This is a genomic window from Mycobacterium sp. NGS49 (assembly GCF_059812565.1).
Genome location: NZ_JCALCX010000007.1, coordinates 98,415 through 124,174, shown reverse-complemented (window position 1 = coordinate 124,174; position 25,760 = coordinate 98,415). Strand labels below are relative to the sequence as shown.

General features: G+C 66.8%; 25 protein-coding genes. 9 read left to right on the top strand and 16 right to left on the bottom strand.

Going from position 1 to position 25,760, the window contains the following annotated elements; translation table 11 throughout:
• Nucleotides 1-7: 7 nt before the first annotated feature.
• Nucleotides 8-1,039, bottom strand: a complete 1,032-nt coding sequence (arfA, locus tag AC5Y7D_RS09315) for a channel-forming protein ArfA/OmpATb (protein WP_499923575.1) — start codon at nt 1,037-1,039, stop codon at nt 8-10.
• A gap of 99 nt (nt 1,040-1,138) precedes the next feature.
• On the opposite strand from arfA, the gene AC5Y7D_RS09310 reads away from it, so the two are divergent.
• Nucleotides 1,139-1,402: a DUF2630 family protein gene (locus tag AC5Y7D_RS09310; RefSeq protein WP_499923403.1), complete on the top strand. Its 264-nt coding sequence runs from the start codon at nt 1,139-1,141 to the stop codon at nt 1,400-1,402.
• 9 nt (nt 1,403-1,411) lie between these two features.
• Nucleotides 1,412-2,965 carry a phytoene desaturase family protein gene (locus AC5Y7D_RS09305; RefSeq protein WP_499923401.1) on the top strand — a complete coding sequence of 518 codons (1,554 nt, stop codon included), beginning with the start codon at nt 1,412-1,414 and terminating at the stop codon, nt 2,963-2,965.
• An 83-nt stretch (nt 2,966-3,048) separates the two neighbouring features.
• Here AC5Y7D_RS09305 and AC5Y7D_RS09300 read toward each other — a convergent pair whose 3' ends face one another.
• Complete coding sequence (locus AC5Y7D_RS09300) at nt 3,049-4,341, bottom strand: citrate synthase (RefSeq protein WP_499923399.1); 1,293 nt, start codon at nt 4,339-4,341, stop codon at nt 3,049-3,051.
• A gap of 191 nt (nt 4,342-4,532) precedes the next feature.
• Between AC5Y7D_RS09300 and AC5Y7D_RS09295 the strand changes: the two genes are divergently transcribed.
• A complete protein-coding gene (locus AC5Y7D_RS09295; protein ID WP_499923397.1) occupies nt 4,533-7,694 on the top strand; it encodes an AAA family ATPase in 3,162 nt (1,053 codons plus the stop codon).
• A gap of 38 nt (nt 7,695-7,732) precedes the next feature.
• On the opposite strand, the gene AC5Y7D_RS09290 is transcribed toward AC5Y7D_RS09295, so the two are convergent.
• The 4 genes from AC5Y7D_RS09290 to pdxH all read right to left on the bottom strand — a co-directional run bounded on the left by AC5Y7D_RS09290 (nt 7,733) and on the right by pdxH (nt 13,201).
• Nucleotides 7,733-10,351: a helix-turn-helix transcriptional regulator gene (locus AC5Y7D_RS09290; RefSeq protein ID WP_499923394.1), complete on the bottom strand. Its 2,619-nt coding sequence runs from the start codon at nt 10,349-10,351 to the stop codon at nt 7,733-7,735.
• 140 nt (nt 10,352-10,491) lie between these two features.
• Nucleotides 10,492-10,989 carry a PE family protein gene (locus AC5Y7D_RS09285; RefSeq protein WP_499923393.1) on the bottom strand — a complete coding sequence of 166 codons (498 nt, stop codon included), beginning with the start codon at nt 10,987-10,989 and terminating at the stop codon, nt 10,492-10,494.
• A 204-nt stretch (nt 10,990-11,193) separates the two neighbouring features.
• Nucleotides 11,194-12,459: an MFS transporter gene (locus tag AC5Y7D_RS09280; RefSeq protein ID WP_499923391.1), complete on the bottom strand. Its 1,266-nt coding sequence runs from the start codon at nt 12,457-12,459 to the stop codon at nt 11,194-11,196.
• 115 nt (nt 12,460-12,574) lie between these two features.
• Complete coding sequence (gene pdxH, locus AC5Y7D_RS09275) at nt 12,575-13,201, bottom strand: pyridoxamine 5'-phosphate oxidase (protein WP_499923573.1); 627 nt, start codon at nt 13,199-13,201, stop codon at nt 12,575-12,577.
• A gap of 105 nt (nt 13,202-13,306) precedes the next feature.
• Here pdxH and AC5Y7D_RS09270 point away from each other — a divergent pair, with 105 nt between their 5' ends.
• Entirely contained in the window at nt 13,307-14,428 is a 1,122-nt protein-coding gene (locus tag AC5Y7D_RS09270; protein WP_499923390.1) for a citrate synthase 2, read from the top strand.
• A gap of 7 nt (nt 14,429-14,435) precedes the next feature.
• Here the strand turns inward: AC5Y7D_RS09270 and AC5Y7D_RS09265 are convergent, their stop codons facing one another.
• From AC5Y7D_RS09265 to AC5Y7D_RS09250, 4 genes are all read right to left on the bottom strand, one after another.
• The gene (locus AC5Y7D_RS09265) at nt 14,436-14,693 is read right to left on the bottom strand and encodes an Orn/Lys/Arg family decarboxylase (RefSeq protein WP_499923388.1); all 258 of its coding nucleotides are present in this window, start codon (nt 14,691-14,693) and stop codon (nt 14,436-14,438) included.
• A 61-nt stretch (nt 14,694-14,754) separates the two neighbouring features.
• Nucleotides 14,755-15,507: a sterol desaturase family protein gene (locus tag AC5Y7D_RS09260; RefSeq protein WP_499923387.1), complete on the bottom strand. Its 753-nt coding sequence runs from the start codon at nt 15,505-15,507 to the stop codon at nt 14,755-14,757.
• 8 nt (nt 15,508-15,515) lie between these two features.
• Nucleotides 15,516-16,118, bottom strand: coding sequence for a TetR/AcrR family transcriptional regulator (locus AC5Y7D_RS09255; RefSeq protein ID WP_499923385.1), 603 nt, complete (start codon nt 16,116-16,118; stop codon nt 15,516-15,518).
• A 109-nt stretch (nt 16,119-16,227) separates the two neighbouring features.
• The gene (locus tag AC5Y7D_RS09250; RefSeq protein ID WP_499923383.1) at nt 16,228-16,560 is read right to left on the bottom strand and encodes an SDR family NAD(P)-dependent oxidoreductase; all 333 of its coding nucleotides are present in this window, start codon (nt 16,558-16,560) and stop codon (nt 16,228-16,230) included.
• A gap of 216 nt (nt 16,561-16,776) precedes the next feature.
• Between AC5Y7D_RS09250 and AC5Y7D_RS09245 the strand changes: the two genes are divergently transcribed.
• A complete protein-coding gene (locus AC5Y7D_RS09245; protein ID WP_499923382.1) occupies nt 16,777-17,235 on the top strand; it encodes a VOC family protein in 459 nt (152 codons plus the stop codon).
• Here the strand turns inward: AC5Y7D_RS09245 and AC5Y7D_RS09240 are convergent, their stop codons facing one another.
• Together AC5Y7D_RS09240 and AC5Y7D_RS09235 are read right to left on the bottom strand one after the other, a co-directional pair.
• Nucleotides 17,236-18,924, bottom strand: a complete 1,689-nt coding sequence (locus AC5Y7D_RS09240; protein WP_499923380.1) for an FAD-dependent oxidoreductase — start codon at nt 18,922-18,924, stop codon at nt 17,236-17,238.
• A gap of 19 nt (nt 18,925-18,943) precedes the next feature.
• Nucleotides 18,944-19,981, bottom strand: coding sequence for an AurF N-oxygenase family protein (locus tag AC5Y7D_RS09235; RefSeq protein ID WP_499923378.1), 1,038 nt, complete (start codon nt 19,979-19,981; stop codon nt 18,944-18,946).
• Between the two features lie 216 nt (nt 19,982-20,197).
• Here AC5Y7D_RS09235 and serC point away from each other — a divergent pair, with 216 nt between their 5' ends.
• Nucleotides 20,198-21,328: a phosphoserine transaminase gene (serC, locus tag AC5Y7D_RS09230; RefSeq protein WP_499923377.1), complete on the top strand. Its 1,131-nt coding sequence runs from the start codon at nt 20,198-20,200 to the stop codon at nt 21,326-21,328.
• 146 nt (nt 21,329-21,474) lie between these two features.
• Nucleotides 21,475-22,245, top strand: coding sequence for a septation protein SepH (gene sepH / locus AC5Y7D_RS09225; protein ID WP_499923375.1), 771 nt, complete (start codon nt 21,475-21,477; stop codon nt 22,243-22,245).
• A gap of 79 nt (nt 22,246-22,324) precedes the next feature.
• Here the strand turns inward: sepH and AC5Y7D_RS09220 are convergent, their stop codons facing one another.
• The 3 genes from AC5Y7D_RS09220 to AC5Y7D_RS09210 are packed head-to-tail and all read right to left on the bottom strand — an operon-like array spanning nt 22,325 to nt 23,864.
• Nucleotides 22,325-22,600 (bottom strand): DUF2537 domain-containing protein, encoded by a 276-nt coding sequence (locus tag AC5Y7D_RS09220; protein ID WP_499923374.1) that lies wholly within the window; start codon nt 22,598-22,600, stop codon nt 22,325-22,327.
• Nucleotides 22,597-23,436, bottom strand: coding sequence for a TrmH family RNA methyltransferase (locus tag AC5Y7D_RS09215; RefSeq protein ID WP_499923372.1), 840 nt, complete (start codon nt 23,434-23,436; stop codon nt 22,597-22,599). Before AC5Y7D_RS09215 ends, AC5Y7D_RS09220 begins: the two co-directional genes overlap by 4 nt.
• Nucleotides 23,433-23,864, bottom strand: coding sequence for an Rv0880 family HTH-type transcriptional regulator (locus tag AC5Y7D_RS09210; protein ID WP_499923371.1), 432 nt, complete (start codon nt 23,862-23,864; stop codon nt 23,433-23,435). Before AC5Y7D_RS09210 ends, AC5Y7D_RS09215 begins: the two co-directional genes overlap by 4 nt.
• Nucleotides 23,865-23,983: 119 nt before the next feature.
• On the opposite strand from AC5Y7D_RS09210, the gene AC5Y7D_RS09205 reads away from it, so the two are divergent.
• The gene (locus tag AC5Y7D_RS09205) at nt 23,984-24,259 is read left to right on the top strand and encodes a DUF2530 domain-containing protein (protein ID WP_499923370.1); all 276 of its coding nucleotides are present in this window, start codon (nt 23,984-23,986) and stop codon (nt 24,257-24,259) included.
• Between the two features lie 16 nt (nt 24,260-24,275).
• Nucleotides 24,276-24,731: an SRPBCC family protein gene (locus AC5Y7D_RS09200; RefSeq protein WP_499923368.1), complete on the top strand. Its 456-nt coding sequence runs from the start codon at nt 24,276-24,278 to the stop codon at nt 24,729-24,731.
• Here the strand turns inward: AC5Y7D_RS09200 and AC5Y7D_RS09195 are convergent.
• A complete protein-coding gene (locus tag AC5Y7D_RS09195) occupies nt 24,728-25,636 on the bottom strand; it encodes a DUF3027 domain-containing protein (protein WP_499923367.1) in 909 nt (302 codons plus the stop codon). The genes AC5Y7D_RS09200 and AC5Y7D_RS09195 overlap by 4 nt on opposite strands.
• Nucleotides 25,637-25,760 lie beyond the last annotated feature (124 nt).

Genomic DNA, 25,760 nt, shown 5'->3' with positions numbered 1-25,760 from the left:
TTCTCCCCTAGCTCACCACAAGTTCGGCGCGACGGTTCTTCGCACGACCCTCCGCCGTGTCATTGCTGGCTATCGGGTTGGCCGAACCCAGCCCCTTGGCGGTCACGCGATCGCGGGTCACGCCATTGGCGATCAGGTATTCGGCGACCGCGGTGGCCCGCTGAGCGCTCAGCGGAATGTTGATGCCTTCGGCGCTGGCATTGTCGGTGTACCCGTTGACCGTGACGCGTGCGGCCGGGCATGCCTTGAGCTGGTCGGCCACCCGGATCAGGATCCCGTAGCCGTCCGAGGTCAGGCTCACCCCGTCGGGTCCGAAAGCCAATGGACCTCCGGTCATCTTGTTGATGACCGCCTGCAGGTCGTTGCAGGCACCCGGTCCCGGCGGGGGCACGGAAGCCCCGGCCTGCGGCAGGTTCGGCGTGATCTGCCCCCTCGCCGAGATTTTGTTGGCGACGTTGACCCCGGGCCAGGCACCGACCACCGCACGTTCCACGGCGTCCTTCTGATCGGGCGACGCGGTGCCGCTGAGCGTGACGGTGTCCTTCTCGACTTTGAGATTGAAATCGGGAATCTGCGCGCCCGCGTTGAAAATCGGCTCGGCGCTACCGAAATCGACGGTACGCACCAGCGGGTCGATGTGGATCTGGTCGATGACGTTGACGCCGGGTGTCATGAGCGCCTTGAGCGACTTCATCAGCGCCGCCTTGGCGGCGCCGTCCGGGACGTCGCCTATCAGCGTGATGCTGTTGCCGTTGCGGCTGATCGAAACCAGCGCCAAGGACAGGCTCGGGGCACCGGCGATGGCCGGCGAACCGGCGGGTGCGGCGGTGAGGGTCGGCAGGTTACCGGTCGGCCCGTTAATTCCCATGGGCCGTTCGTAGGCGCCGAACCCGATCACGGCGAGCAGGAACGGAATGGCGGCCACGGAGATCAACCAGGGGCGGCCCAGCCGTTGACGATGGTACTTCGTGGTGAGCTGGGCCTGATTGATCTGACGGGCGGGCGCCGGGGTTTCACCTCCCCCCATTTCTGGACCCACCATCGCTCCTCACTCCAGCCGACGTCATCGCGCTTCCAGGCGATATGAGCCTACCGAGTCACAACCCGATACCGGCGCAGCGTGGGGCAGACTGGAGCGATGGCCAACGCAAGCAAGCCGACGGACAGCGGCACCCTGGCACATATCCGCGAGCTCGTCGCGCAGGAGAAAGCGTTGCGGGCTCAACTGCAGCAGGGTGAAATCTCGACCGACGATGAACACGGGCGGCTGCACGCGCTGGAGGTGGAACTCGATCAGTGTTGGGACCTGCTCCGGCAGCGGCGGGCCCTGCGCGAAACCGGCGGCGACCCGCGCGAAGCCGCGGTACGGCCGGCCGACGAGGTCGAAGGCTACATCAACTAGTGCGTGACGATGGCTGACGCCGAATTCGATGCAGTCATCGTTGGCGGCGGTCACAACGGCCTGGTAGCGGCCGCGTACCTGGCCCGCGCGGGGCTTCGGGTGCGCCTGCTCGAGCGACTGCCGCACGTCGGTGGCGCCACCATATCTGCCCAGGTGTTCGAGGGCGTCGACGTGCGGTTGTCGCGCTACTCGTACCTGGTCAGCTTGCTCCCGTCCCGCATTCTCGACGACCTGGGCGCACAGGTGCAGCTGGCCAGACGACCCTACTCGTCCTACAGCCCCGACCCGGGAACGGCGGGGCGCACCGGTCTGCTGGTAGGGGCGTCCAACAGCTTCGCCGCGATCGGGGCGGCTGCTGATGAGCGCGCCTTCGCCGCCTTCTACCGGCGCTGCGGGCTGGTCACCCGGCGGCTGTGGCCCACCCTGCTCGATCCGCTGCCGACCCGCGAGCAGGCCCGTCAGCTGGTCCTGGCCGGCGGCGATCCGGACGCGGCGGCCGGATGGCGGGCCATGGTCGAAGAGCCGATCGGGCATGCCATCACCGATGCCGTCGCCAGTGATCTGGTTCGCGGGGTGATCGCCACCGACGCGTTGGTCGGCACCTTCGCCCGCCTCGATGATCCGTCGCTGCTGCAGAACATCTGCTTCCTGTATCACGTGCTCGGCGGCGGCACCGGCGACTGGTCCGTGCCGGTCGGCGGCATGGGCGCGGTGTCCTCGAACCTGGCCGCCGCAGCGACCCGGCACGGAGCCGAAACATGCACTGCAGCAGAGGTTTTCGCGGTAAATCCGGAAGGCGAGGTGTGGTACCGCAGCCGGGGCGGCGAGCACCGGGTGCGTGGCCGGTTCGTGCTGGCCGGCGTCGGACCGGCCGTGTTGGCCGGGCTGCTGGGCGAGCAGATGCCACCGGTGGCGCCGGGTTCGCAGGTCAAGGTCAACATGGTGCTGCGGCGCCTGCCGCGACTGCGCGACGAGACGGTGACACCCGCACAGGCATTCACCGGTACCTTTCACGTCAACGAGACTTGGTCGCAACTCGATGCCGGCTACCTGCGGGCCGCTGCCGGACAGTTGCCGGACCCGCTGCCGTGTGAGGCGTATTGCCATTCGCTGACTGACCCGAGCATCGTGTCGTCGGCACTGCGCGGCGTGCACACGATGACGGTGTTCGGCTTCCACACTCCGCACTCGCCGGCCGGTGCCCAACCGGACCTGCTGCGCGGGCAGCTCACCGAAGCGGTGCTGACATCGATGAATTCCGTTCTGGCCGAACCGATTCAGGACGTGCTGCTACCGGACGCGAACGACCGTCCCTGCCTGGAGACCACCACCACCCTGGACTTGCAGGACCGGCTGCGGATGGCCGCAGGCAACATATTCCACGGCGCCCTGTCGTGGCCGTTCGCCGAGGACGACGATCCGCTGGACACCCCGGCGCGCCGGTGGGGGGTGGCCACGCAGCACGAACGAATCATGCTGTGCGGCTCGGGCGCCCGGCGCGGCGGAGCGGTATCCGGAATCGGCGGACACAACGCCGCCATGGCGGTGCTGGCCTCGCTCTAACTGTGCGGGTCATCCCGCGCTAGCTGGGGGCACGCTCCCACAAGTGGGAGGTCCCCTCCCGCTTGCGGGGGAACGCGAACTAGCTACCGTCCGTCGATGCCGACGTAGTCGCGCTCGGTGTAGCCGGTGTAGATCTGGCGCGGCCGGCCGATCTTGCTGTCGCCCTCGTCGTGCATCTCCCGCCAGTGCGCGATCCAGCCCGGCAACCGGCCCAGTGCGAACAGCACCGTGAACATCCGCACCGGGAAGCCCAGCGCCCGGTAGATCAGTCCGGTGTAGAAGTCGACGTTCGGGTAGAGCTTGCGCTCGATGAAGTAGTCGTCGGTGAGCGCCGCCTCTTCCAGCTGCTTGGCTATGTCCAGCAGCGGGTCGCCGCCCAGCTTCGCCAGGATCTTGTCGGCCTGCTCTTTGACGATCCGGGCCCGCGGGTCGTAGTTCTTGTAGACGCGGTGCCCGAAGCCCATCAGCTTGACGCCGGCCTCGCGGTTCTTCACCTTGCGGACGAACTCGCCCACGTCGTCGCCGCTCTCGCGGATCTGCTCGAGCATCTCGAGCACCGCCTGGTTGGCACCGCCGTGCAGCGGGCCCCATAGCGCGTTGATGCCGCCCGAGATCGAGGTGAACAGGTTGGCCTGGGAGGAGCCCACCAGCCGAACGGTCGACGTCGAACAGTTCTGCTCGTGGTCGGCATGCAGGATCAGCAGCATGTCCAGCGCCCGCACGACCTCCGGGTCGGCCTGATACGGCTCGGCCGGCAGCCCGAACGTCATCCGCAGGAAGTTCTCTACCAAGGTCAGTGAATTGTCCGGGTAGAGGAAGGGCTGGCCCACCGACTTCTTGTACGCGTAAGCGGCGATCGTGGGCAGCTTGGCCAGCAGCCGGATGGTGGACAGCTCGACCTGGGTGTTGTCGGTGGGATCAAGCGAGTCCGGGTAGTACGCCGAAAGCGCGTTGACCGTGCTGGACAGCACCGGCATCGGGTGGGCGTTGCGTGGGAAGCCATCGAAGAACCGTTTGAGGTCCTCGTGCAGCATCGTGTGATGCTGGATGCGGCCGGTGAATTCGGCCAACTGCTCGGTGGTGGGCAGCTCGCCGTAGATCAGCAGGTAGGACACCTCGATGAAGGTCGACTTCTCGGCCAGCTGGTCGATGGGATAACCGCGGTAGCGCAGGATGCCCGCGTCGCCGTCGATGTAGGTGATGGCGCTCTTGCAGGACGCGGTGTTGACGAAGCCGTTGTCAAAGGTGGTGTGCCCGGTCTTGGACAGCAGCGGACCCAGCGCAATGCCGTCGGCACCTTCGGTGGCATGGACGACCTTCAGGTCGATCTCGCCCCCCGGGTACTTCAGAGTTGCGGTGTCGTCGGTGTCGCCCACGAGAACCCCTTTGCGCTCAGGCTTGATATGGCTGCCCGCCCTAGGTGCGTGATCGTGCACTAGGTGCGTATAGGTGAAGGTAGTCGTTATCTCGACGGCGTGCCTTCCCGGGGTCGGATCTGCACCTCGGGCGCCCCGCGGAGAACCAGGAACTCCCCTCGATGTGCTGGTGAGCGCCCTATCCTTAGGCAATGACGGGGTGCGGGTCATGCGGTAGCGACCTGCGCGAGCAGGCCAAGTTCTGCGACCAGTGCGGTACTCCCAGGACGTTCCCGGCAGCCACCGCGAAGTACAAGCAGGTCACCGTGCTGTTCGCCGACGTGGTGCGCTCGATGGACCTGGCGGCCGTCTTGGATATCGAGCGGCTCCGAGAAGTGATGACCGAGTTGGTGCAGCGGTCGGCTGCGGTGGCGCAGCGCTACGGCGGGACGGTGGAGTACAACGGCGATGGCGTGATGGCGCTGTTCGGAGCCCCGGTGGCATTGGAAGACCACGCCCTCCGCGGGTGTCTCGCCGCCCTGGAGATCCAACAGGAGGCGGCCGCGCTGGCGGCCGAGGTGGCCCGCCGCGACGGCGTGGCCCTGCAATTGCGGGTGGGCCTGAATTCGGGTCGGGTCATTGCGGGAGAGATCGCGCTGGGGTACGCAGCGACGGGCGAGACCGTAGGGCTGGCTCAGCGGATGGAATCCGCGGCCCGACCGGGCGAGGTGCTGCTGTCGGAGTCGACGGTGCGCCTGGTCGAGCAGGCCGCCGTGACGGGCCTGCCGGAACAGGTGAAGATCAAAGGTGCAGACGCGCCGGTGCCGGCGTTCCGATTGCTGGCCGTCTCCCGGCGCACCGCACCGGTGGGGCGCGCCGAGACGAATCTGGTGGGCCGACGCTGGGAGATGGCTGCGCTGGACGCCATGGTGCAACGGACGGTCGCCGGTCGTGGTGGCGTGGTGACGGTGGTGGGGCCGCCCGGCATAGGCAAGAGCCGGGCCGCCCGCGAAGTCGCGGCGATGGCCGCCGCCCGAGGTGTCGACGTGTATTGGACCTTCTGCGAATCGCACGCCTGCGACCACTCCTTCGGCGTGGTGGCAAAACTGTTGCGCGCAGCCAGCGGCGCTGCTGACCTGGACGGGGAAGCCGCCCGCGCACAGTTGAGGGCAACCGTGCCACCGAACACGAACCCACAGGACCTGTTGCTGGTCGACGATCTGTTGGGCATCGCCGACCCCGACGTGCCACTGCCCCAGATCGATCCCGAGGCGCGGCGGCGCCGGTTGACCAAACTGGTCAACACCACCTCACTCGCGCGCACCGCGCCCGCGCTTTTCCTCATCGAAGACGCGCACTGGATCGACGCGGTCAGCGAGTCGATGCTGGCCGATTTCCTCACCGTCATCCCCCGCACGCCCTCGCTGGTGCTGATCACCTACCGCCCCGAGTACGAGGGGACGCTGACACGGGTGCCCGGCGGCCAGACCATCGCGCTTGCCCCGCTTGCCGATTCGGACACAGCGGCTTTGGTGCACGGGCTCTTGGGTTCGAATCCCTCGGTGCGCAACCTGGCGCCGATCATCGCCGACCGCGCCGCGGGGAACCCGTTCTTCGCCGAGGAGATGGTGCGGGAACTGGTGCAGCGCGGGGTGCTGACCGGCGACCGCGGCAGCTACCTATGTTCTGCGGGAATCGCCGAATTGAGTGTGCCGGCCACCGTGCAGGCCGCCATCGCAGCACGCATCGACCGGTTGGACGCCGCCGCAAGGCAGACGCTGAACGCGGCATCGGTGATCGGTGCCCGCTTCGAGGCCGACCTGCTTTCGGCATTGGGCATCGAGCCGCAAATCGAGGAGTTGCTGCACGCGGAGCTCATCGACCAGGTGCGATTCGACCGGAACGCCGAGTACGCCTTTCGCCATCCGCTGATCCGCGCGGTGGCGTATGAATCACAGTTGAAGGCTGACCGCGCCACGTGGCACGGGCGACTGGCGACCGCCATCGAGTCGAGCAACCCGGTAACGGCCGACCAGAATGCCGCACTGATCGCGGAGCACCGGGAGGCCGCCGGTGACCTGGCCGCGGCATACGCCTGGCATATGCGCGCCGGCGCGCGGTCGGCCAACCTGGACGTCGGCGCCGCGCGGGTCAGTTGGGAACGGGCCATGCACATTGCCGACCTGCTTCCCGTCGAAGAACCCGGTCAACGAGCGATGCGCATCGCGCCCCGCACCATGCTGTGTGCCGTCAGCTGGCAGGCAATCCAGGAATCCCGGGGACTCTTCGAGGAGCTGCGGGAGTTGTGTACCGCGGCCGGAGACAAGGTATCCCTGGCCATCGGCATGACCGGGCTGGAAACCGAGCTGATGTACGCCGGGCAGACCCGGGAGGGGTCGCGGCTGGCATCCGAACAGATGGCGCTGCTCGCTTCGATCGAAGATCCGACTCCGACAATAGGTTTGGCGTTCATTGCGTTCAACAACTGGTTCGATGCCGGTGAGTTCGGCGAACTCCTGCGGTGGTCGCAGAGAGTGATCGAACTGGCCGACGGCGACCCCACCAAGGGAGCCGAATTCGGTTTTGGATCGCCCCTGGCGGCAGCGCTGGCATGGCGCGGGGTTGCGAGGTGGTGGGTGGGTCGTCCGCGCTGGCGGCAGGATCTCCTCGACGCTTACGAATTGGCCCGGCAGAGCGATCCGACCACTCACGCAATGGTCGCGGGCTGGACCTACGGCCTGCCGATAACCTACGGGGTGTTCCGGCCGGACGACTCCGCGCTGCACGAACTCGAGGCGGCGCTGCAGACCGCTGAGGGGTCGAGCAATGCCGCTCTGAGCATCGTCAAGTACGGACTCGCGGTCGCACTCCTGCACCGGGACGCCGCCGCCGACCGTGACCGCGGGCGGGAACTGATGATGCAGGTCCGCGAAATGTGGTTACGCGAGCCCATTCCGTTCCTGGTGCCAGTCGCCGAATTGTGGGTGGCACGGGAGAGGGCTCGCCGGGGCGACCTCGAAGGTGCGGTCGCGGTGATGCGTCCAACGATGGATGAGTTGCGCCGGGCGGGTCGTCCTTTCTTCGGGGTGCTGGGCAGCGGCATTCTGGTGGAGACACTGCTGGAGCGTGGCGCGGAGGGCGACGTAGCTGAAGCGCAGCAGGCGATCGAGGATCTGGCAAACCTTCACGCACAAGAGAATTGGGCCATGCGCGACGTCACGTTGCTGCGGCTGGATGCGCTGATGGCCCGCACGCGCGGCGACGATGACGCTTTCCGGGACCTGTTGTACCGCTATCGGACGATGGCGGAATCGCTTGGCTTCGAGGGACATATGGCCCTGGCGGAGTCGATGGCCGGGACGGTGTCGAGGTAGCAGCCGAGTCAGTCGCGTCTGGCCGGACAACTACCGAATCATAGCTGCCCGCCATTATGCGACACCAGCGCGGCAAGTTCCTCGCGGGTGGTGGTACCGGTCTTCGCCATAGCCCGGTAGATGTGGCTTTCCACGGTGCGCACGGAAAGCGTCAGCCGTTGCGCGACAGCGCGGTTGGATAAGCCCTCGCCGATCAACATCACGATCTCTCGTTCGCGGTCGGTGAACGGCAGCGGTTCGCTTGCCTGCCGTCGTGCCGGCGTCCAGGCACCACCGCACCGTTCGGCCAAAGCATCCGCGCGCGCTACGCTATTCAACGCCGAACCTCGCAGGCCCCGATTGCGGTAGGCAACTGCCGCGTGGGCGGCCGCGTCAACGGCGGCGATGAGGTCACCGATCCGTTCGAAGTCCGCTGATGCCGCCGCCATTTCAGCTGCGTCGCCAGCGCTGAGCGCGGCCGAGAATCGCGCCGCAACCCCGACCCGCGGCCCCTCCACGAGTCCTCGTAGCTCACTTAATCTGTCGGTACCCGATCGATCGCCGAATTGCGCAGCGGTCTGTAGGCATAGCACTTCCGCTGCGAATTGACCTTTGCCCCTTGCTCTTTCAGCTTCCAACAGCGAGCATGTAATCGCCTCCGACACGGCACCCTGGGCCGCGGCCACCCACGCCCGCGCCAGGCCGCGTTCGTAGGCCAGCGATCGGAAAGGACGATGCTGCCGATCAAGCGCCGCAAGCTCAGCAGTGGCCTGCGCACTGGATCCGCCGATGGCGAGCGCGGTGACGCGGGAGATGTCATAGCGGTATCCCCAGCCCAGCGCGTGCGTGGCGGTCAGCCCCACCACCGCGCGTTCGAGCAGATCTCCGCCGGATCCCAGATTTCCCGCACCGAGGGCGGCCCTACCCCTGATCGCGGCACCCAGCAATTGAACCGCGCCCGGCATGTCCGCCGCCCGGCGGCTCACCCCTTCGGCCACCTCAACGGCCTCGGCAATTCGGCCAGCCAACAACAACGCGCTGACGTGTGAATCGGCAATGTTGAATGCCATCTGCGGCGCGTCGAAAGAGCTTGCCGCACTGTCATATCCGGTCTCCGCGAGTGCCACGGCTTCGCCGACTCGTCCCGCATCCGCTCTGATCGTGGCCAGGACCCAGGCGATTTCAGCACCGACTACAGCAGGCAGCTCGGTCAATGCCAGGCTCTTCGACGCGCACAGCGCGGCATCCGGTTCGTCGGTCGCGAACCAGTAGACCGTGCGGAAGGCATCGATATAACTGCGCACGTGCGGCAGTGCGGTCAGCGCCGCGTCGTCGACGATGTCTTTCGCCCGCGCGGGATCCCCCAACGCCCACAGCATGTTGCTGGCCCGTAGGAACGCGAGTCGGGCACGCTCGTCATCGGTCAACAGGCCGTTGTCGATACCGGTCAGCACCGCGTCGGCCTCGGCACCCCGGCCCAACCAAGAAAGTGCATGCGCGCGGACGAAACTTGCTTCAGCACCGGCTCCGGCCCGGACCGCGGCGTCGCCGAGCCGATCGGCGAGCGGCAGATCCGCCAGCCAGACGGCGCCATGAGCCGCGCTGAGGAGAAGGTCGGGATCGGGTGTGAGATCGGAGTCCAGGCTCAGGGTGGCGCGACGCACCACGACCTGGATGTCGTCACTGCCGTGGCAGGTGCCGAGTTCGGCGGCCACGAGTCCGCGCAATCGCCGCAACCGGGTCGACGGAGCGCGCCGGCGCCGAACCTCCCCGTAGAGGGGGTGTGCCAATCGCACCTGCACGTCGCCGTCGGAAGGTTCGAGAGTGATGAGGGCACGTGCATCGGCATCCTCGATTGCTGCCGGGTCGGCGATGCGCCGCAGGTGTGTCAATTCGATGGGTTCTCCGATGGCGACCACGTCAACCACGTCGCTGACCGTCGCGGGCAGCGCACCGATGCGACATTCGATGAGCTCAATCAGCCCGGGAGGCATGACGGGATCACCGAGCCAGCGCCAGTAGCCGTCCCGGCGGATGATCCGCCGATCTGCGACCTCTTGTTCGACGATGTTGCGCAGATAAAGCAGGTTGCCGCGGGTGAGCCGCCAAAGCCGCTGAGCGGCTGATGGATCCACGGGTCCGCACAAGGTTGCCGAGAGCAGCGCAGTGGTGTCGTCGATTGACAGGGGTTGCAGGTCGATTCGTTCGAATTGGCCGATCCGCCATACCTCATGCACCGCAGGGGGAATCGGGTCACCACCGCGAACGGTGAGCAACACCTTCGCCGCACCCCGCTGCACGATCTGATGAAGAACGAATATCGAGAGCTCATCGAGCAATTGGACGTCATCGACGGCCAGGACCACGGGAGCGCCCGAGGGGGCCGCGGCCAGTGCTTGCATGACCGCGCGCGGCAACTGCACGATGTCGGTGACTCCTGGCTGCGCCCACTCCGTGAACGCGCCCAGCGGAATGGCCCGCCCCGCCGAGGTGCCGACGGCCCAACGGCCCTCGCACCCACCGGAAACAGCTGCGGAAAGCGCTTCACGAGCAACACGGCTCTTGCCGACCCCCGCTGCGCCGCAGACAACGATGCCGGGGGTATCCGGGGCCGCGAGAGCAGCTTTGATGATTCGCAACTGCTCGGAGCGGCCGACTAGCGGCCACGACAAGCGCACGTCCGTAGCGTACGTGGCGGCACCGCAGATTCCGCGGCTTATCGGAACAAAGAGCTCACCCTGAAAGTCGGTATGTCAGCTGATACCGAACGGAGCATCACCACAGTCACCCATTCGACCAAGCCCCGGTGACCTCACCCTCATCCGATAGCGGACGCAATAGTCGGCAGAATAATCGCCGCGCCCACCGCCCAGAGGAAGGCGCCGAGAAGCAGATAGGCAGCCGGCAGATAGGCAAACGCTTGAACAAACGCCGGCATCAGGTAGATCCAGGACGACACCCAGTTCGCATACGTGAGCGCAGCGAGAACCATCCCGACGCTGGGTCCAACCTGGATGGCGAACAATCCGTTCAGCAACAAGTTGTTGACGCTTTCGGCACCGGAGTACGAGATCGCGCCAGTCCTCAAATTCTGAACGATCTGATCCTGGTACGCCGCCGCTTGACCAGCCGCCGCGCGGTATTGCTGGGCGTGCTGGGCAAACAATTGCGCAATGCCGGCTGACACCTCGTCGGCGGCCGCCGGCACCAGCGCGAGGGTCGGTGCAGCCGCTGCCAGATGCGCGGCATCGAGGGTGGATCCGATGGTTTCCAGATCCGCTGCCGCCACCGTAATGATGTCCGGCGTCACGCTCACGTGCGACACGTCTCTCACCCGACTTCCGAGCTCCCGGGCCGGCCTCCCGGGACCGGCATGTCTTCCTGCACAGACAGCCTCACGCCAACCGAGGCGGCCGGCTTCAGTAGCCGGGTACTTAATCGGGGAACCGCCGTTGCGAGCCTTGCCAGACCTTGACCGCGCATTGAGTCCCCTCCCGACGATGACGAACGCGACCAACCTTCAGGAACCGTCCGGTGCCCGATACCGGATGAAACCCGGAGCCACGACCGCGGCGAGCAGCACGCCCACCAACACCAGCGCCCTGCCGCCGGCCGCGGCCGCCGTCGTACCCACTACCGCCGCCGCGGCACCGTGCAGTGTGTCCGCCAACCGGGGTCCACCGGCGACCACCACCGTGAACACACCCTGCAGCCGCCCGACCAACTCCTCGGAGGCCGCCTGCTGCAGGATGGTCTGCCGAAAAGCGGCAGACACCATGTCCGCCGCACCGCCGACCGCCAAAAACGCCACCGCCGCCCAGAGCATCGGTCCCGCCCGGCCGTGCGCCATACCGCACACCAACCCGAAGCCCACCATCGCCAGGCCCCACACCGTGATCGCGGCGACAACTGTCAACCCTTGGCGCCGGATCCCGGGCAGCCATCCGGAGAAGACGCCGCCGGCCGCCGCCCCCAGCGACATCGCGGCGGCCAGCAGGGCCATTGCCGAACCACCCTCGATGGGACCGCCGAAACTCTCATGAGCCAGCTGCGGGAACAGCGCCCGCGGCATTCCGAAGATCATGGCGATCAGATCGACGACGAACGACATCAACACCACGGTGTTGCCCGCCAGGTACCGGAAGCCCTCCAACACGCCGCCGATCCCCCAGCGCGCCGCACCGGACGCCTCCAGCGACGGCATGGGCGACAGGAGACACGTGACCCAAATGGGCGCCAGACAGGCCAGCGCGTCGACCAGATAAAGAGTGGACAGGTCCACCCAGTGCAACAGCAGGCCCGCGAGCAGCGGGCCCACAATCGCCCCGAACTGGCCGACGGTCATGTTCAGCGCATTGGCCGCGGGCAGCTGCTCCCCCGGCAGCATCCGCGGGATCGCCGCAGATCGCGCCGGCGAATTGACGGCGAAGAATGCCTGCTGCAGCGCCAGCAGACAGAGCAACACCCATACGTTGTTCAGGGCCAGCACTGCCTGCAGCCACAACAACGTCGCTCCCGCCGCCAGCCCGCACGCGGAGATGATCAGCAGCAACCGCCGGTCCATGGCGTCCGACCAGGCGCCACCCAGCAGCCCGAACACCACCAGGGGCACCAATGCGAACAGCCCGGCCAGCCCGACGTACGCGGAGTTCTGCGTCAGCGCATAGATCTGCACCGGGACGGCGAAAATTGTGAGGTTGGCCCCGATGACGGTCGGAATGCCGGCCACCCAGAGTCTGCGGAAGTCGGCTGTGCGCAGTGGCGTGGTGTCCGCGAACAGGGGCATCGCCGCCGAGCGTAGCCGCAAGCGGCGCCCCATGAACCCGCCGCGAACGTGAAGTCAGGGTGAGTTTCGTCGCAAGACCCGGCCCTGACGTCACGGTGGACGGGTGAGAAACAAGCTACGGCTGGAGCCGCTCGACTGCCCCGTCCATCACTCGAATCCGATTGTGCAACCGGTTCTCCCGGCCCTGCCAGAATTCCACAACTTCAGGGGCGATCAGGTAACCGCCCCAGTTCGGCGGCACCGGGATCTGCTCGGTGCCGGCGAAACGCGCAGTCACCTCCGCGAGTTGGTCGAGCAGCGCCGCGCGCGAGGCGATGGGCTGCGACTGTCTTGAGGCCCACGCACCCAACTGAGACCCGCGCGGACGCTTGGACCAGTAGTCCTCGGTGGCCTGCCGGTCGACCTTGCTCACGGTGCCACGGACGTGGATCTGCCGGCCCAACAGGTACCAGGGGAAGGTCGCCGACGCGTAGGGCATCGCCGCCAGTTCGAAGCCCTTGGCCGAGTCGTAGTTGGTGAAGAAGGTGATCCCCGTCTCATCGGCGCTCTTGCACAGGACCGTCCGGGTGACGGGCCGGCCGTCGGCCACCGTCGCTACCACCATGGCGTTGGGTTCGGCCATGCCGGCCTGCTTCGCGTCGTCAATCCACTTGTGGAACAACGTAAGCCAGCCGTCGGCAAGCCAGTCCAAATCAAGGTCCGGGCTGCCGTCCTTCTCGACGGAGCCATACTCCACCCGCATCCCCGCCAGGTGCTGCCCATGAGGTTCGGTCACCGTCCCAACGGTACTCGGGGACTGTTACCGGCCGGTAGTAAGCGGTCCCGGCAGGAGTGCGAGAATCTGCGCATGACTGTGGTCCCGGAGGATTTTGTCCCAGGCCTGGAAGGCGTCGTGGCCTTCACCACCGAAATCGCCGAACCCGATAAAGACGGCGGAGCGCTGCGCTACCGCGGCGTCGACATCCAGGATCTGGTCAGCCAGCGGGTCACGTTCGGAGACGTCTGGGCGCTGTTGGTGGACGGCAGGTTCGGCCACGGATTGCCGCCCGCCGAACCGTTCCCGCTGCCGATCCACACCGGCGACGTGCGGGTGGACGTGCAGGCCGGCCTCGCGATGCTTGCGCCCATCTGGGGGTACAAGCCGCTGCTGGACACCGAGGAGTCCGTCGCCCGCGACCAGCTGGCCCGGGCATCGGTGATGGCGCTGTCGTATGTGGCGCAGTCCGCCCGCGGCATCTACCAGCCGGCCGTCCCCCAACGCGTCATCGACGAATGCTCAACTGTCACCGCACGATTCATGACCCGCTGGCAGGGCGAGCCGGATCCCAGGCATGTCGAGGCGATCGACGCCTACTGGGTTTCGGCAGCCGAGCACGGCCTGAACGCTTCGACGTTCACCGCCCGGGTGATCGCTTCGACGGGTGCGGACGTGGCCGCCGCGTTGTCCGGCGCAATCGGAGCGATGAGCGGACCTCTGCACGGCGGCGCCCCGGCCCGGGTGTTGCCGATGATCGAACAGGTGGAACGCACCGGCGACGCCCGCGGTCTGGTCAAAGGCATCCTGGACCGCCGCGAGAAGCTGATGGGGTTCGGACACCGGGTGTACCGCGCCGAGGACCCGCGGGCGCGCGTGCTGCGGGCCACCGCGCAGCGGCTGAAGGCACCTCGTTATGAGGTTGCGGCCGCGCTTGAGCAGGCGGCGCTGACCGAGTTGCGCGAGCGCCGGCCGGACCGGGCGATCGAAACCAACGTCGAGTTCTGGGCCGCGGTCATCCTGGACTTTGCCGGTGTGCCGGCCAACATGATGCCGGCGATGTTCACCTGCGGGCGCACCGCCGGATGGTGCGCTCACATCCTCGAGCAGAAACGGCTCGGCAAGCTGGTCCGGCCGTCGGCCATCTACGTGGGTCCGGGTCCGCGCAGCCCGGAATCCGTCGAGGGCTGGGACCGCGTTCTCACCACGGCTTGAGCATCGATCATCTTGCAAAGAGCCGGAATTCGGCAAGGGACTGATCGGCGGCAGCTTCCACCATCACGCCCTCTGCGGACAGTCGCTGCATATAGTCGACGATTGCGTTAGTGAGCAGCTCGCCCGGGGCCACCACCGGGATCCCCGGCGGATACGGGCAGATCATTTCCGCCGACACCCGTCCGGCCGCGTTCTTCCACTGCACACGCTCGGTATGCCCCAGGTAGGCGTCACGCGGCCGGTCGACCGTTGGTGGGAGGTTCATGTCGGCGCACGCTCCCGCGAGAACGGCTTTACACGCTGAAGTGCGGAGACGGCTTGTCGGGTCAGGAAACGAGGGCAACCGGAGTGGCTGCCGGCTTCTTGTAGGTGCCAAAGACCTTGTCGCCGTAGGTCATTACGACCGAAAGGTTGGTGGGGCGCTTCTCGGAATGGTGCAATTCGTGCCCGGAGGCCGCCGGCAGCAGCCAGCGGGGATAAAACTTCATGTCGTAACCGCTGTGGGTGATCACCATCGCCGTGGTGTTGGCCACCGCATAGGCGACCACCACCATCGGATGTGCTCCGAACACCAACGGCGGCACATACAGGCACAGCATCACCATCAAACCCTCGACCGGATGAACCACGAAGTTGGTCCAGATGGTCAGCGGTGACTGCACGCGGTGGTGCATGTAATGCACCTTCTGAAAAACGAACCGGCTGCCGTGCTCGAGCCGGTGCCACCAATAAGTCAAGAATTCGCCGATCACCATGAAGCAGACCAGCTGGGTGGCGAAGGACACCAAAGTCGGTGCGGCGGTGGGCACGTCGGATACCCAGGGATGGAATATGCGATGCAGCACGAAGAACGCCACCGCAGCACCGACATAGGTCGTCATGATCCGCAATCCGAGTCTAGTCGCCGCCTTCGCCGAGATCCGCCGGTAGACAGCAACATCGAAGAACGAGTAGACCACCCCGGTCACCAGCACGACGGCGACCACCACGGGCAGGAAGTACAACGGGAACTCGAAGAATCCCACGCCCAGGTATCGCAGCATCCAGTCCCAAAGTGGTTGCAACGCTGTTTGGTTCACGGTCGCTCCTAGTCGTGAGGGGTATCGATCAGCAGCCGCCGGGCGGCGAGTCGCAACTCGGTGATGCATTGCTCCACGGTGATGTCACCGACTCCGAGCAATGCCAGATCGGCGAAGAAGACGCGCCCGAGCACCGTCATCGCGGGATCGAGTGACAACGACTCGGGAACGTTGTCTACCGCACCGCCCAGCAGGTCGAGGAACATCTGGCGCACACCCATGCGGAATTGCTCGGCGACCGGTCCCTGCGCCAGCACCGAGGCCATTGTGGCGCGGACCATCGGCAGGTCTGAGGCCGCTTCGCGCACCACCTGATCGATGGCGACGTCGACGGCGTCGGCCGGTTCCGCCGCCGCGACGGCCTGGGGAATGCGTTGCGCCACGTCCTGACCCCAGGCCAGCGCGGCCTCGCACACCACATGCTCCTTGGAGGCGAAGTAGCGGTAGGTCGTCGCGCGGGAAACGCCGGCGGTGATGGCGATCTGCTCCATCCGCACCGCTTCGTGGCCATGTTCCCGGATCAGCTGGCGTGCCGCAGCCAACAGCCGCGCCCGCACGTCACGCTGGCGCTCATCCAGCGTGCGGTGAATCGTCAGGGTCACTGCACTCACGCGGCCATCCGTTCGAAACGTCTGCTGAGACAGCTGTCTCAGCTAGGGTTGAGACGAATGTATCACCAAGAGTATCGGCGAGCAATGACGATCGCCCCGGCAACCCGAATCAGATCGTCGTCTGGTTGTAGGAGGGCCCGCGGATGACCGAAGTGATGGCCCGCCCGAAGCGGCGCTCCACGGAACCGATCATCTTCATCACCTGGGATTGATCGGTGCTGTCCGCGGCCACGGCGAACACCCGCTCGGAACTGTAGCCGTGCACGACCCGGCTCAACTGGCTGACGTGGCGCCCGCAGACCGCGACCGAGTAGCCGGCCGCCAGCAAGGCTCGCGCGGCGAAGTACCCGGCGTCGGTCCCGGCGTCCATGACCAGGAACAGTTTGGCTTGATCGGCGGACGGGGTCGGCGTCCGGGGCGGGGCCGGTGCGGTGAGCGACATAAGCCCAAGTAAAGGACGTTGGTCAGGGCGGCGGAATCCGCCGATCGGACAATCCCGGAGGAAACCGGGGTCAACCGATCGGAGGCGTAGGCACTCCCCCGATCGGCTGCGTGTTGTCGGTGGCCCGCCGTAGTGTCCGCGATGAGAAATGGCGTCCAGTCCGGTCAGTACACATGAGCCCGGGGCGGGCGATATCACCGATCAGAGGAGTAACCCATGGCCATCAACGTCGAACCAGCAGTGATCCCCCACCTTGTCGTCGACGACGCTGCCGCTGCCATCGACTTCTACGTCAAGGCGTTCGACGCCGTCGAACTGGCCCGAATTCCCGGTCCGGACGGCCGCCTGATCCACGCCGCGGTACAGATCAACGGCTCGATGGTGATGCTCAACGACGACTTCCCGGAAATGTGTAACGACCAGTCGATGACGCCCAAGGCGCTGGGCGGAACCCCGGTCACCATCCACCTGACGGTTACCGATGTCGACGCGAAGTTCCAGCGGGCGCTCGACGCCGGTGCCACCGTCGTGATGCCCTTGGAGGACCAGTTCTGGGGGGACCGCTACGGCGTGGTTGCCGACCCGTTCGGGCACAACTGGTCACTGGGCCAGCCGGTTCGCGAAGTCAGCATGGAAGAGATCAAGGAGTCGGTGTCCGCGCCGGCCACCGGGTAGTCAGTGGCGAAGCCGTGCCAGCAGGCGTCGTCCCGGTGATGGCTCCTGCGGCGCGGTGGTGGCGGCCGCCAGCATGTCACCGACGTCGGTGAACTTATTGCGCGGACGGCCATCGGCGCTGCCGCGTGCCACCTCCGCCGCGTCGATTGCGCGCCATCCCGACGAGTCGATGACATCGGGCCGGCGTGCGGCCACCAGGCCGGCCAGCGCCGCCGGCTTGGCCACCGGGTCGGTCAGGTGGCCGGCGTTGAAGTCGGCCACCAGGGCCTGCACTGTCTGCAGCGAGCAGGCCTTGTTGGTGCCGATGAAGCCAGTGGGCCCGCGCTTGATCCAGCCCGCGACGTAGGCGCCGGGCACGGGTCGGCCGGTGTCGGGTTCGACGACGCGCCCGCCGTCATTGGGCACGACGGCCGCCGCCTCGTCGAATGGCAGATCGCGAATGGGTTTGCCGCGGTAGCCAATTGACGTCAGTACCAAACCGGCCTCAATCCGACGGGGTTCGCCCGTACCGGTGACGGCGAACTCGGCTCCGCAAGCCCCGTGCTCACCGAGAATGCGTTGCGGCGTCAGCCCGTAGGCCAGCCGGATGCGCGGCCGTGCTACCGGGGCCGCGCTGTCGCCCAACCTGCTCAGCACCTCCAGTTTGCGTTTGGTCAACGGATCGGACACGGTGGCCAAATCCTCACGCACCCAGTCGCGGTCGGCGCTGTCCAGCACGACGTCGCAGGCGCCCGTGAGCCCGATCAACTCCGGCAGTGTGAACGCCGAATGAGCGGGCCCCCGGCGGGCCGCGATCACCACCTCGCGCACGGCTGACTTGCGCAAGGCCGTCAACGCATGGTCGGCGATGTCGGTGCAGGCCAACTCGTCGGGGTCGGCGGTGAGCACCCGCGCCACGTCCAGCGCGACGTTCCCATTGCCGATGATCACCACCCGCTCATGGCTGAGATCCACTGGCAGGCGGGCATAGTCGGGATGGCCGTTGATCCAGGCCACCAGTTCGGTGGCCGTGCCGGTACCGGGCAGTCCCATCCCGTCGACATCGAGCCGGCGGTCATCGGGTGCACCGACCGCGTACAGCACGGCGTGGTGGTGGTCCAGTATTTCGGCGTGGCTGACGTGCCGGCCCACCTCGACATTGAGGAAGAACCGGAAGCGGCGATGGCTGGTGACCCGGTCGAACATCCGGGTGACCCGCTTGGTGTGCTGGTGATCGGGCGCTACCCCGGCCCGCACCAAACCGTAGGGGGTGGGCAGCTTTTCGAACACGTTGACCCGCACGCCGGGCTGCACCAGGAGTTCATCGGCGGCGTACATCGCCGCCGGTCCGGAACCCACGACGGCGACCGTCAGTGGCCGGTGCCGTGCCCGCACCTGCGCCGCCGGTATCACCGAAGCGAGTTTCGAGGTCGGCGGCAACTTCGTGTCTGCCGGGCGAGCCGGGTAGAACGACGCGTTGATCTCCACGAACGGCAGCTGCCTGGCGTCAAGTTTGCTGTCCGGGACGATCGCTCCCACCGGGCAGGCACTCACGCAGGCGCCGCAGTCCACACAGGCCACCGGGTCGATATAGAGCATCTCCGATGTCGCGTAACCCGGTTCGTCCGGTGAGGGATGGATGCAATTGACCGGGCACGCGAATACGCAGGACCCGTCATTGCAGCACGATTGTGTGATCACGTGCGGCATAGAAAAACTCGCAGACTGGTCAGGCAGCCGGCGCAGTGGCCAGGTGCCGGCGCTGCGGCTCACTGCGATAGCGCGACGGCTTACCGTTGATCTTGCAGATCCGCCACATCAGCCGGGCTGAGCGGCTTTCCATCAGGCCGGTGTCATAAGCCAGCATCCGGACGTCGGCGAACATGTCGCGCAACCACTTTCGCGACTCCGGCGATCGGAAGAACAGTTCCTTCTTCACCGATCGCGGGATGTCGAATTCCTCCCAGAACGCCTTCGGCGGAATAAGGATCGCGTTGCACAATGTTCGCATGGTCAGCGGAAAGTAAAGCGAAACCCAGAAGCGTTGACGCCGAGTCAAATTCGGCAATCTACGCCGCAGGAACTCGTGCGCGAACGAGATGTGGCGCGCTTCCTCGGCCACGTGGATGGCCATCACCCGCTCCATGATCGGGTGCAGCGCTTTGCCTTCCCGGAGGACCTGTTTCTGGGTGTGGTCGATCGGTTCCTCACCGGCCAGCACACCGATGAAGAACGCCACCGGCAAGGGCCCGGCCACCAACGGAACCAAGGGCGAGATCCAGCGCAGTCGCCTCGGCATCCCCGGCACGTCGGCGCCCACCCGGTTCACCATCTCCTGGAACATCATGGTGTGGTTGCACTCTTCGACCGATTCATGCAGGCAGTAGCGATATTCCGGTGACCCGTTGGGCACCCAGAAGGTGTAGTTCATCAGCCCGCGAATCAGGATGGACTCGAAGTGCAGGCCGACCTTGGCCACGTTGGCCTGCCGCCACATTCCGATCTTGATCTTCTTCTCGTCGGACTGCGCCTGGTACCACGGGTGCCGGCCCAACGGATCGGTCGCCGGGAGGATCCACCGGGGATCGTTGTCAGTGACGGCGAAGTCCGGTGACTCCCAATCGATATCGGTGTACGGGTTGAAGTTCCGCCGCACCGACCCCTCGGACAGTGTGGCGAGCATCTCCACGTACGCCGCGTCGTCCCGCACTTCCATGTTGCGGCGCCAACGTCGAACCATGCGCGTCCTGGCAGTCGTAGCAACCATCAAGAGCCTCCCCAGCGAGGTTGAGATCCGGACGAATAAAGAACACGGTACCGCCGGTACTGGGAATTATCCAGGGCGGTCACTCCCGTGTGGTCCACGCCCCAATGAGCCCGATGTATGACCCGCATCACAGTCGGCCGCCGCCACACACCTGATTCCGAGCCTTATCCCGACCGCTTGATCTGCGCCCCGCCGCCCCTCACTACCCTGTTCACCATGGCTGACCAGCTGACGACTTCCCTCGAGATTCCCGCCGACCTCAAACCCCGCGACGGCCGCTTCGGCTGTGGCCCGTCGAAGGTACGGCCGGAGCAATTGCAGGCGCTGAGCACTACGGCTGCGGCGTTGTTCGGCACGTCGCACCGACAGGCGCCGGTCAAGAATCTGGTGGGCAGGGTGCGCTCGGGGCTCGCTGACCTGTTTTCGCTGCCCGACGGCTACGAGGTCATCTTGGGCAACGGCGGCGCGACGGCTTTCTGGGATGCCGCGGCCTTCGGATTGATCGACAAGCGCTCGCTGCACCTGACCTATGGCGAGTTCAGCTCGAAGTTCGCCTCATGCGTCGCAAAGAACCCGTTCATCGGCGACCCGATCGTCATCAAGGCCGACGCCGGTTCTGCGCCCGAACCCCAGTCCGACCCATCGGTCGACGTGATCGGCTGGGCGCACAACGAGACCTCGACGGGCGTCGCCGTGCCGGTGCGGCGTCCGGCCGACGCCGGGGACGCCCTCGTCCTCATCGACGCCACCTCGGGCGCCGGCGGTCTGCCCGTCGACATCAGCGACGTCGACGCCTACTACTTCGCGCCGCAGAAGAACTTCGCCAGCGACGGAGGCTTGTGGCTGGCCGTCATGAGTCCGGCCGCCCTGGCCCGCGTCGAGGCGATCGCAGGCTCGGGCCGGTGGGTGCCCGACTTCCTGTCGCTGCCGATCGCCGTCGAGAACAGCGTCAAGAACCAGACCTACAACACCCCGGCCATCGCGACGCTGGTGCTGCTGGCCGAACAGCTGGATTGGCTGCTGGGCAACGGCGGCCTCGACTGGGCGGTCAAGCGCACCGCGGATTCCTCGCAACGGCTGTACTCGTGGGCCGAGGAGCGTGCTTACACCACCCCATTCGTCGCCGACCCGGCGCTGCGCTCGCAGGTTGTCGGCACCATCGACTTCGTCGATGACGTCGATGCCGCAGCGGTGGCCAAGACACTGCGGGCCAACGGCATCGTCGACACCGAGCCCTACCGCAAACTCGGGCGCAACCAGCTGCGGATCGCGATGTTCCCGGCCGTGGACCCCGACGACATCAGCGCGCTGATCAACTGCATCGACTGGGTCGTCGAGCGGCTTTAACCTGGCGACGATGCGGGCCGGCAAGTCCTGCCCGGCCAGGCCGCAACTGCTCAGCGTGTCAGTACCGGGTTACCGGAGTTCGCTGCACTAGAGTTCGCACGTAACGGTTTCGTTGCTGACCTGCAATGAGCCGCCAAGGAGATGCCATGCGGGAACTCAAAGTGGTTGGGCTGGATCCCGACGGCAAATTCGTCCTGTGCGAGGGCGCCAACTCGGCCGAGAAGTTCCGGCTGCCCGCCGACGAACGTCTGCGCGCCGTCCTGGACGGCGAGCCGATACCGCCCGAGCAGCCTGCGCTGGACATCGTCGTGACTAACATGTTGAGCCCCAAGGAGATTCAGGCACGTATCCGCGCCGGTGCGTCGGTCGAGCAGGTCGCTTCGGCGTCCGGCTCCGACGTGGCACGCATCCAACGGTTCGCCAACCCGGTCCTTCTGGAGCGGTTCCGCGCCGCCGAGCTGGCGACTGCCGCCCATCCGGTGCTAGCCGACGGACCCGGGGTGCTGAGCCTGCTGGAAACAGTCACGGCGGCGCTGGTGTCGCGCGGCCTGAGCCCGGAGAGGCTCACCTGGGATGCCTGGCGCAACGAGGACAGCCGCTGGACGGTACAGCTGGGGTGGCAGGCCGGGCGGTCGGACAACGTCGCGCACTTCCGCTTCACACCCGGGGCGCATGGTGGCACCGTCACCGCGATCGACGATGCGGCCAGCGAGCTCATCGACCCGGACTTCAAGCCCCGCCAGCTCGCACCCGTGGCGCGCCTGGCCTTCGACGCAGTCGATGGCGCGACGCCGCCCTCGCAACCCACGCAGCCGGACCACCCCGCCGAGCAGCCGGCCGGCAGCCGGCGCGGGAAGCCGGCCATACCGGCCTGGGAGGACGTGCTGCTCGGGGTGCGCTCGGGCGGACAGCGCTGAATCGACCGCAGCGAGGTGGCTGGTAGGCACCCTCAGGGCCGCTGCTACCTGCAGCGGTTAGCCGATTGACCGGCCCCGGCTAACCGCCGAGCAGCGTCACCGCGAGCAGGGACACCCACGCCCCGGCCACACCCGCCGCTGCTCCCAAAACGAACCACCGCAGCACCGGAGTGCGTCGCCAACCCCACAAGGTGGGTGCGAGCCCGCCTACCGCAACGATATTGAGGCCCACGGCCAACAACGGATGCACCCGGATCAGCCCGAGGCTGAGCACCACGATCGCCGCTCCGGTGACTGCGGCAACGAAGCCGGCCACCGCCAAACCCGTTGCCCAGGGCACGGACTCATCGCTCACGTCGCGAGCCTAGCCCGCGAGCAGGACCGCTCGTAGAATGCCACCGCGGCAGCGGTGGCCACATTGAGCGAGTCGGTGCCACGCGACATCGGAATGCGCACCCGCATGTCGCTGATGCGCAGTGCGGCCGTCGTCAATCCGGGTCCTTCGGCGCCCACCAGCAAGGCCACCCGATCGTCTCGCACCGTCCCCATCGCCTCCCGCAGGCCGCGTGCGTCGCCGTGCGGAGTCATCGCCAGCAGCCGGAAGCCCCGCTCCCGCATTCGCACCAGGTCGCCGGGCCAGTCAGCGGATCGCGCAAACGGCACCAGCAGCGCGTGGCCCATGGAGACCCGAACCGCGCGCCGATAGAGCGGGTCGGCGCAGCCGGTGCCGAAGATCACCGCATCCACACCGAGGCCCGCCGCGTTGCGAAAGATCGAGCCCAGGTTCTCGTGGTCGTTGACCCCTTCAAGCACCGCTATGGTGTTTCCGCCGTCGATCGCCTGGTCCACGCCGGGTTCGGGCACCCGGCCGGCGCTGGCCAACACCCCGCGATTGAGATGAAACCCGACGGCCTGTGCCATCACCTCGGCGGACGTGCGGTAGTAGGGCGCCGGATTGCCGGCCAGGTCGTCGCGGAGTTCGGACAGTCTCCGATCGGTCCCCAGCAGCGCGCGCGGGGTGAACCTCGAGGCCAGCATGCGCTGCACCACCAGCACACCCTCGGCGATCACCAAACCTTTTCCGGTGGGCAGGTCCGGCCGGCGGTCCGCGCTGTTCAGGTCCCGGAAATCGTCCAGCCGCGGATCATCGGGATCGGTGATGTCCTGCACATCGACGTCGGGCGCCGTCACGGGCTTTCGTCGACCAGGGCCGAGATCAGATCGGAGGCATTGCGCAGGGTGTCGCGTTGGGCGTCATCCAGGGTCGCGAGCCGCTCGGCCAGCCACTCCTGACGTGCCTGACGCGCCGCCCTGACCAACTCGGCGCCCGCTTGGGAGACCGAAACCAGCACCTGGCGGCCGTCGACGGGATGCGGTGCCCGGTCCACCAGTCCTTCGTCGGCCAGCGAGGCGATCACCCGGGTCATCGACGGCGGGCGGACCCGCTCGCGGATCGCCAGCGCGCCGGGCGTCATCGCACCCTCGTTCGCCAGTGTCGTAAGCGCCGAAAGTTGGGTCAGCGATATCGGTGACGACGCGTTGCGAAACCGGAGTTGGCGAGCCAGCCGCATGACCGCCAACGACAAGTCTGCGGCCAACCGCGCATCGCTGTCGGGCACAGCGCGAGGTTACAACGGAACACCAGAGACAGGAACGGGAAACGCAAACCGCAGCCGATAGCCGCCGCCTTGCCGGTCCGAGCACCGCCCGCGGCCTCGGCGGTATGTTGAGACGCGATATGACTGACCAACCCGCCCCGGACCCGGAACCGCCGCCCCTGCCACCGGCGTTGCTTGCGGTATGGCCGATCATCCTGGTCGGCGCCCTGGCCTGGCTGGTCGTGGCGGCCACCACATTCCTGGTAACCGGTCTGGAAACGTGGCGTCCGGTGGCCATCGCCGGTCTCGGGGTGGGGGTGCTGGGAACCAGCATCTTCGTATGGCAGCTTGCCGCCGCCCGCCGTGGTGCGCGGGGCGCGCAGGACGGCCTCGAGGCGCTACTGGATCACGAATGACTCCGAGGAGGATGTAATGGCTGCCCCGTTGCTGCAGGCTTCAATCGATATCGATGCCCCGCCGTCGAAAGTCTGGGCACTGATCTCTGACATCCGGCGCATGCCGCAATGGAGTCCGCAATGCCGCTGGATGCGGCAGTTCGGCCCGCTGCGCAACGGAACCCGCACACTCAACCTCAACCGGCGCAACCGCCTGTTCTGGCCGACAACGTCCACGGTGGTCGAAGTCATCCCGGAGAAGAAGCTGGCGTTCCGGGTCGATGCCAACCGCACCATCTGGAGTTATGAACTCGAGCCGCAGGGCGAGGGCACCCGGGTGATCGAGAGCCGGCACGCCGAAAACGGCACCAGCGCGATCTCCAATATGACGGTGAATGCATTCCTGGGCGGAACGGCCAGTTTCGAACGGGAACTCGTCGAAGGCATGAACGCCTCGCTGGCGCGGATCAAGGCCGCCGCCGAGAAAAGCTAGGGCGCCTCGTTCGACGGGTCGGCAGGCTCGGACGGCTCGACGGGCCCGGCAGGTGCTGCGTCGGGTTCCGACGCTTCGATCTCGGGCTCGACCTCGACCTCGACCTCGGGCTCGACCACCTCGGCAGCGGGCTTCTCCACCACCTCGAGGACGCCGTCGTCGTACGGTTCGTACATCGGTGAGCCGGTTCCCGCCGGGGCCGGGGTGTCGGTGTGCGCACCACAGCCGTAGAACTTGTCGACCACGTGCCCGTCGGCGGAGAGTTTGTTGCCGCAGACGCCGAACATTTCGCCGAGCGATCCGGCCAGTGAGAGGAAGAAGCCGCAATCGCGGCACACGCGTTTGGTCGCGCGCGACATCGCCGAGTCGGGCCCGTAATCACCGTCGTGCCAGCGCTCTGCCGTATCGGCGCGGCCCCAGGCGCTCATCACCCAGCGCCGGCCCAGGCCCAGTTCGACGGCGACCTCGTCGATCTGCGGATCGCCGCTGAGGCTGTAACCCGGCACCAGCCGTGGGTCATCCTTGGCCGGCGCCAACAGGTCCCCGGGGCTCAGGTCGCCCGGTCGGACTCGCTGTTGCCACGGAACCCAGTCCGGTGCCAGCAGGGCGGTAGGACCGGGAATCAGCACCACCTCACTGATGGTGGCGCGGTCGGCACCGGCGTAACCCGCGACCACGACGGCCCACTGCCACCCCTGGTAGCCGGGCACATGCGCCAAGAAACGATGGGTGGCGGCGTTCGGGTCTTCGTAGCTGACGCCCAGATAATCCCCGACGGCTTCCGCCCCGCTGAACTCCGCAACTGCGGCCCTGGCCTGCTCAGCCGCACCAGTGAGCACCCCCGCGAGCTCGTCGGGCCATTCGGCCACGGTCGCCACGGAGGACTCCTCGATGGGTCCGGTCACAGTGTCACCTTAATGTCACCTTGCTCGTGCCGTTGTTCAGTGCGCCCCCATACTGCCCGAAGACACGGTGGCCGAGCCACACCCCGGTTTACTCCCCAGCGAGTGCGCATAGGACAGAATTGAA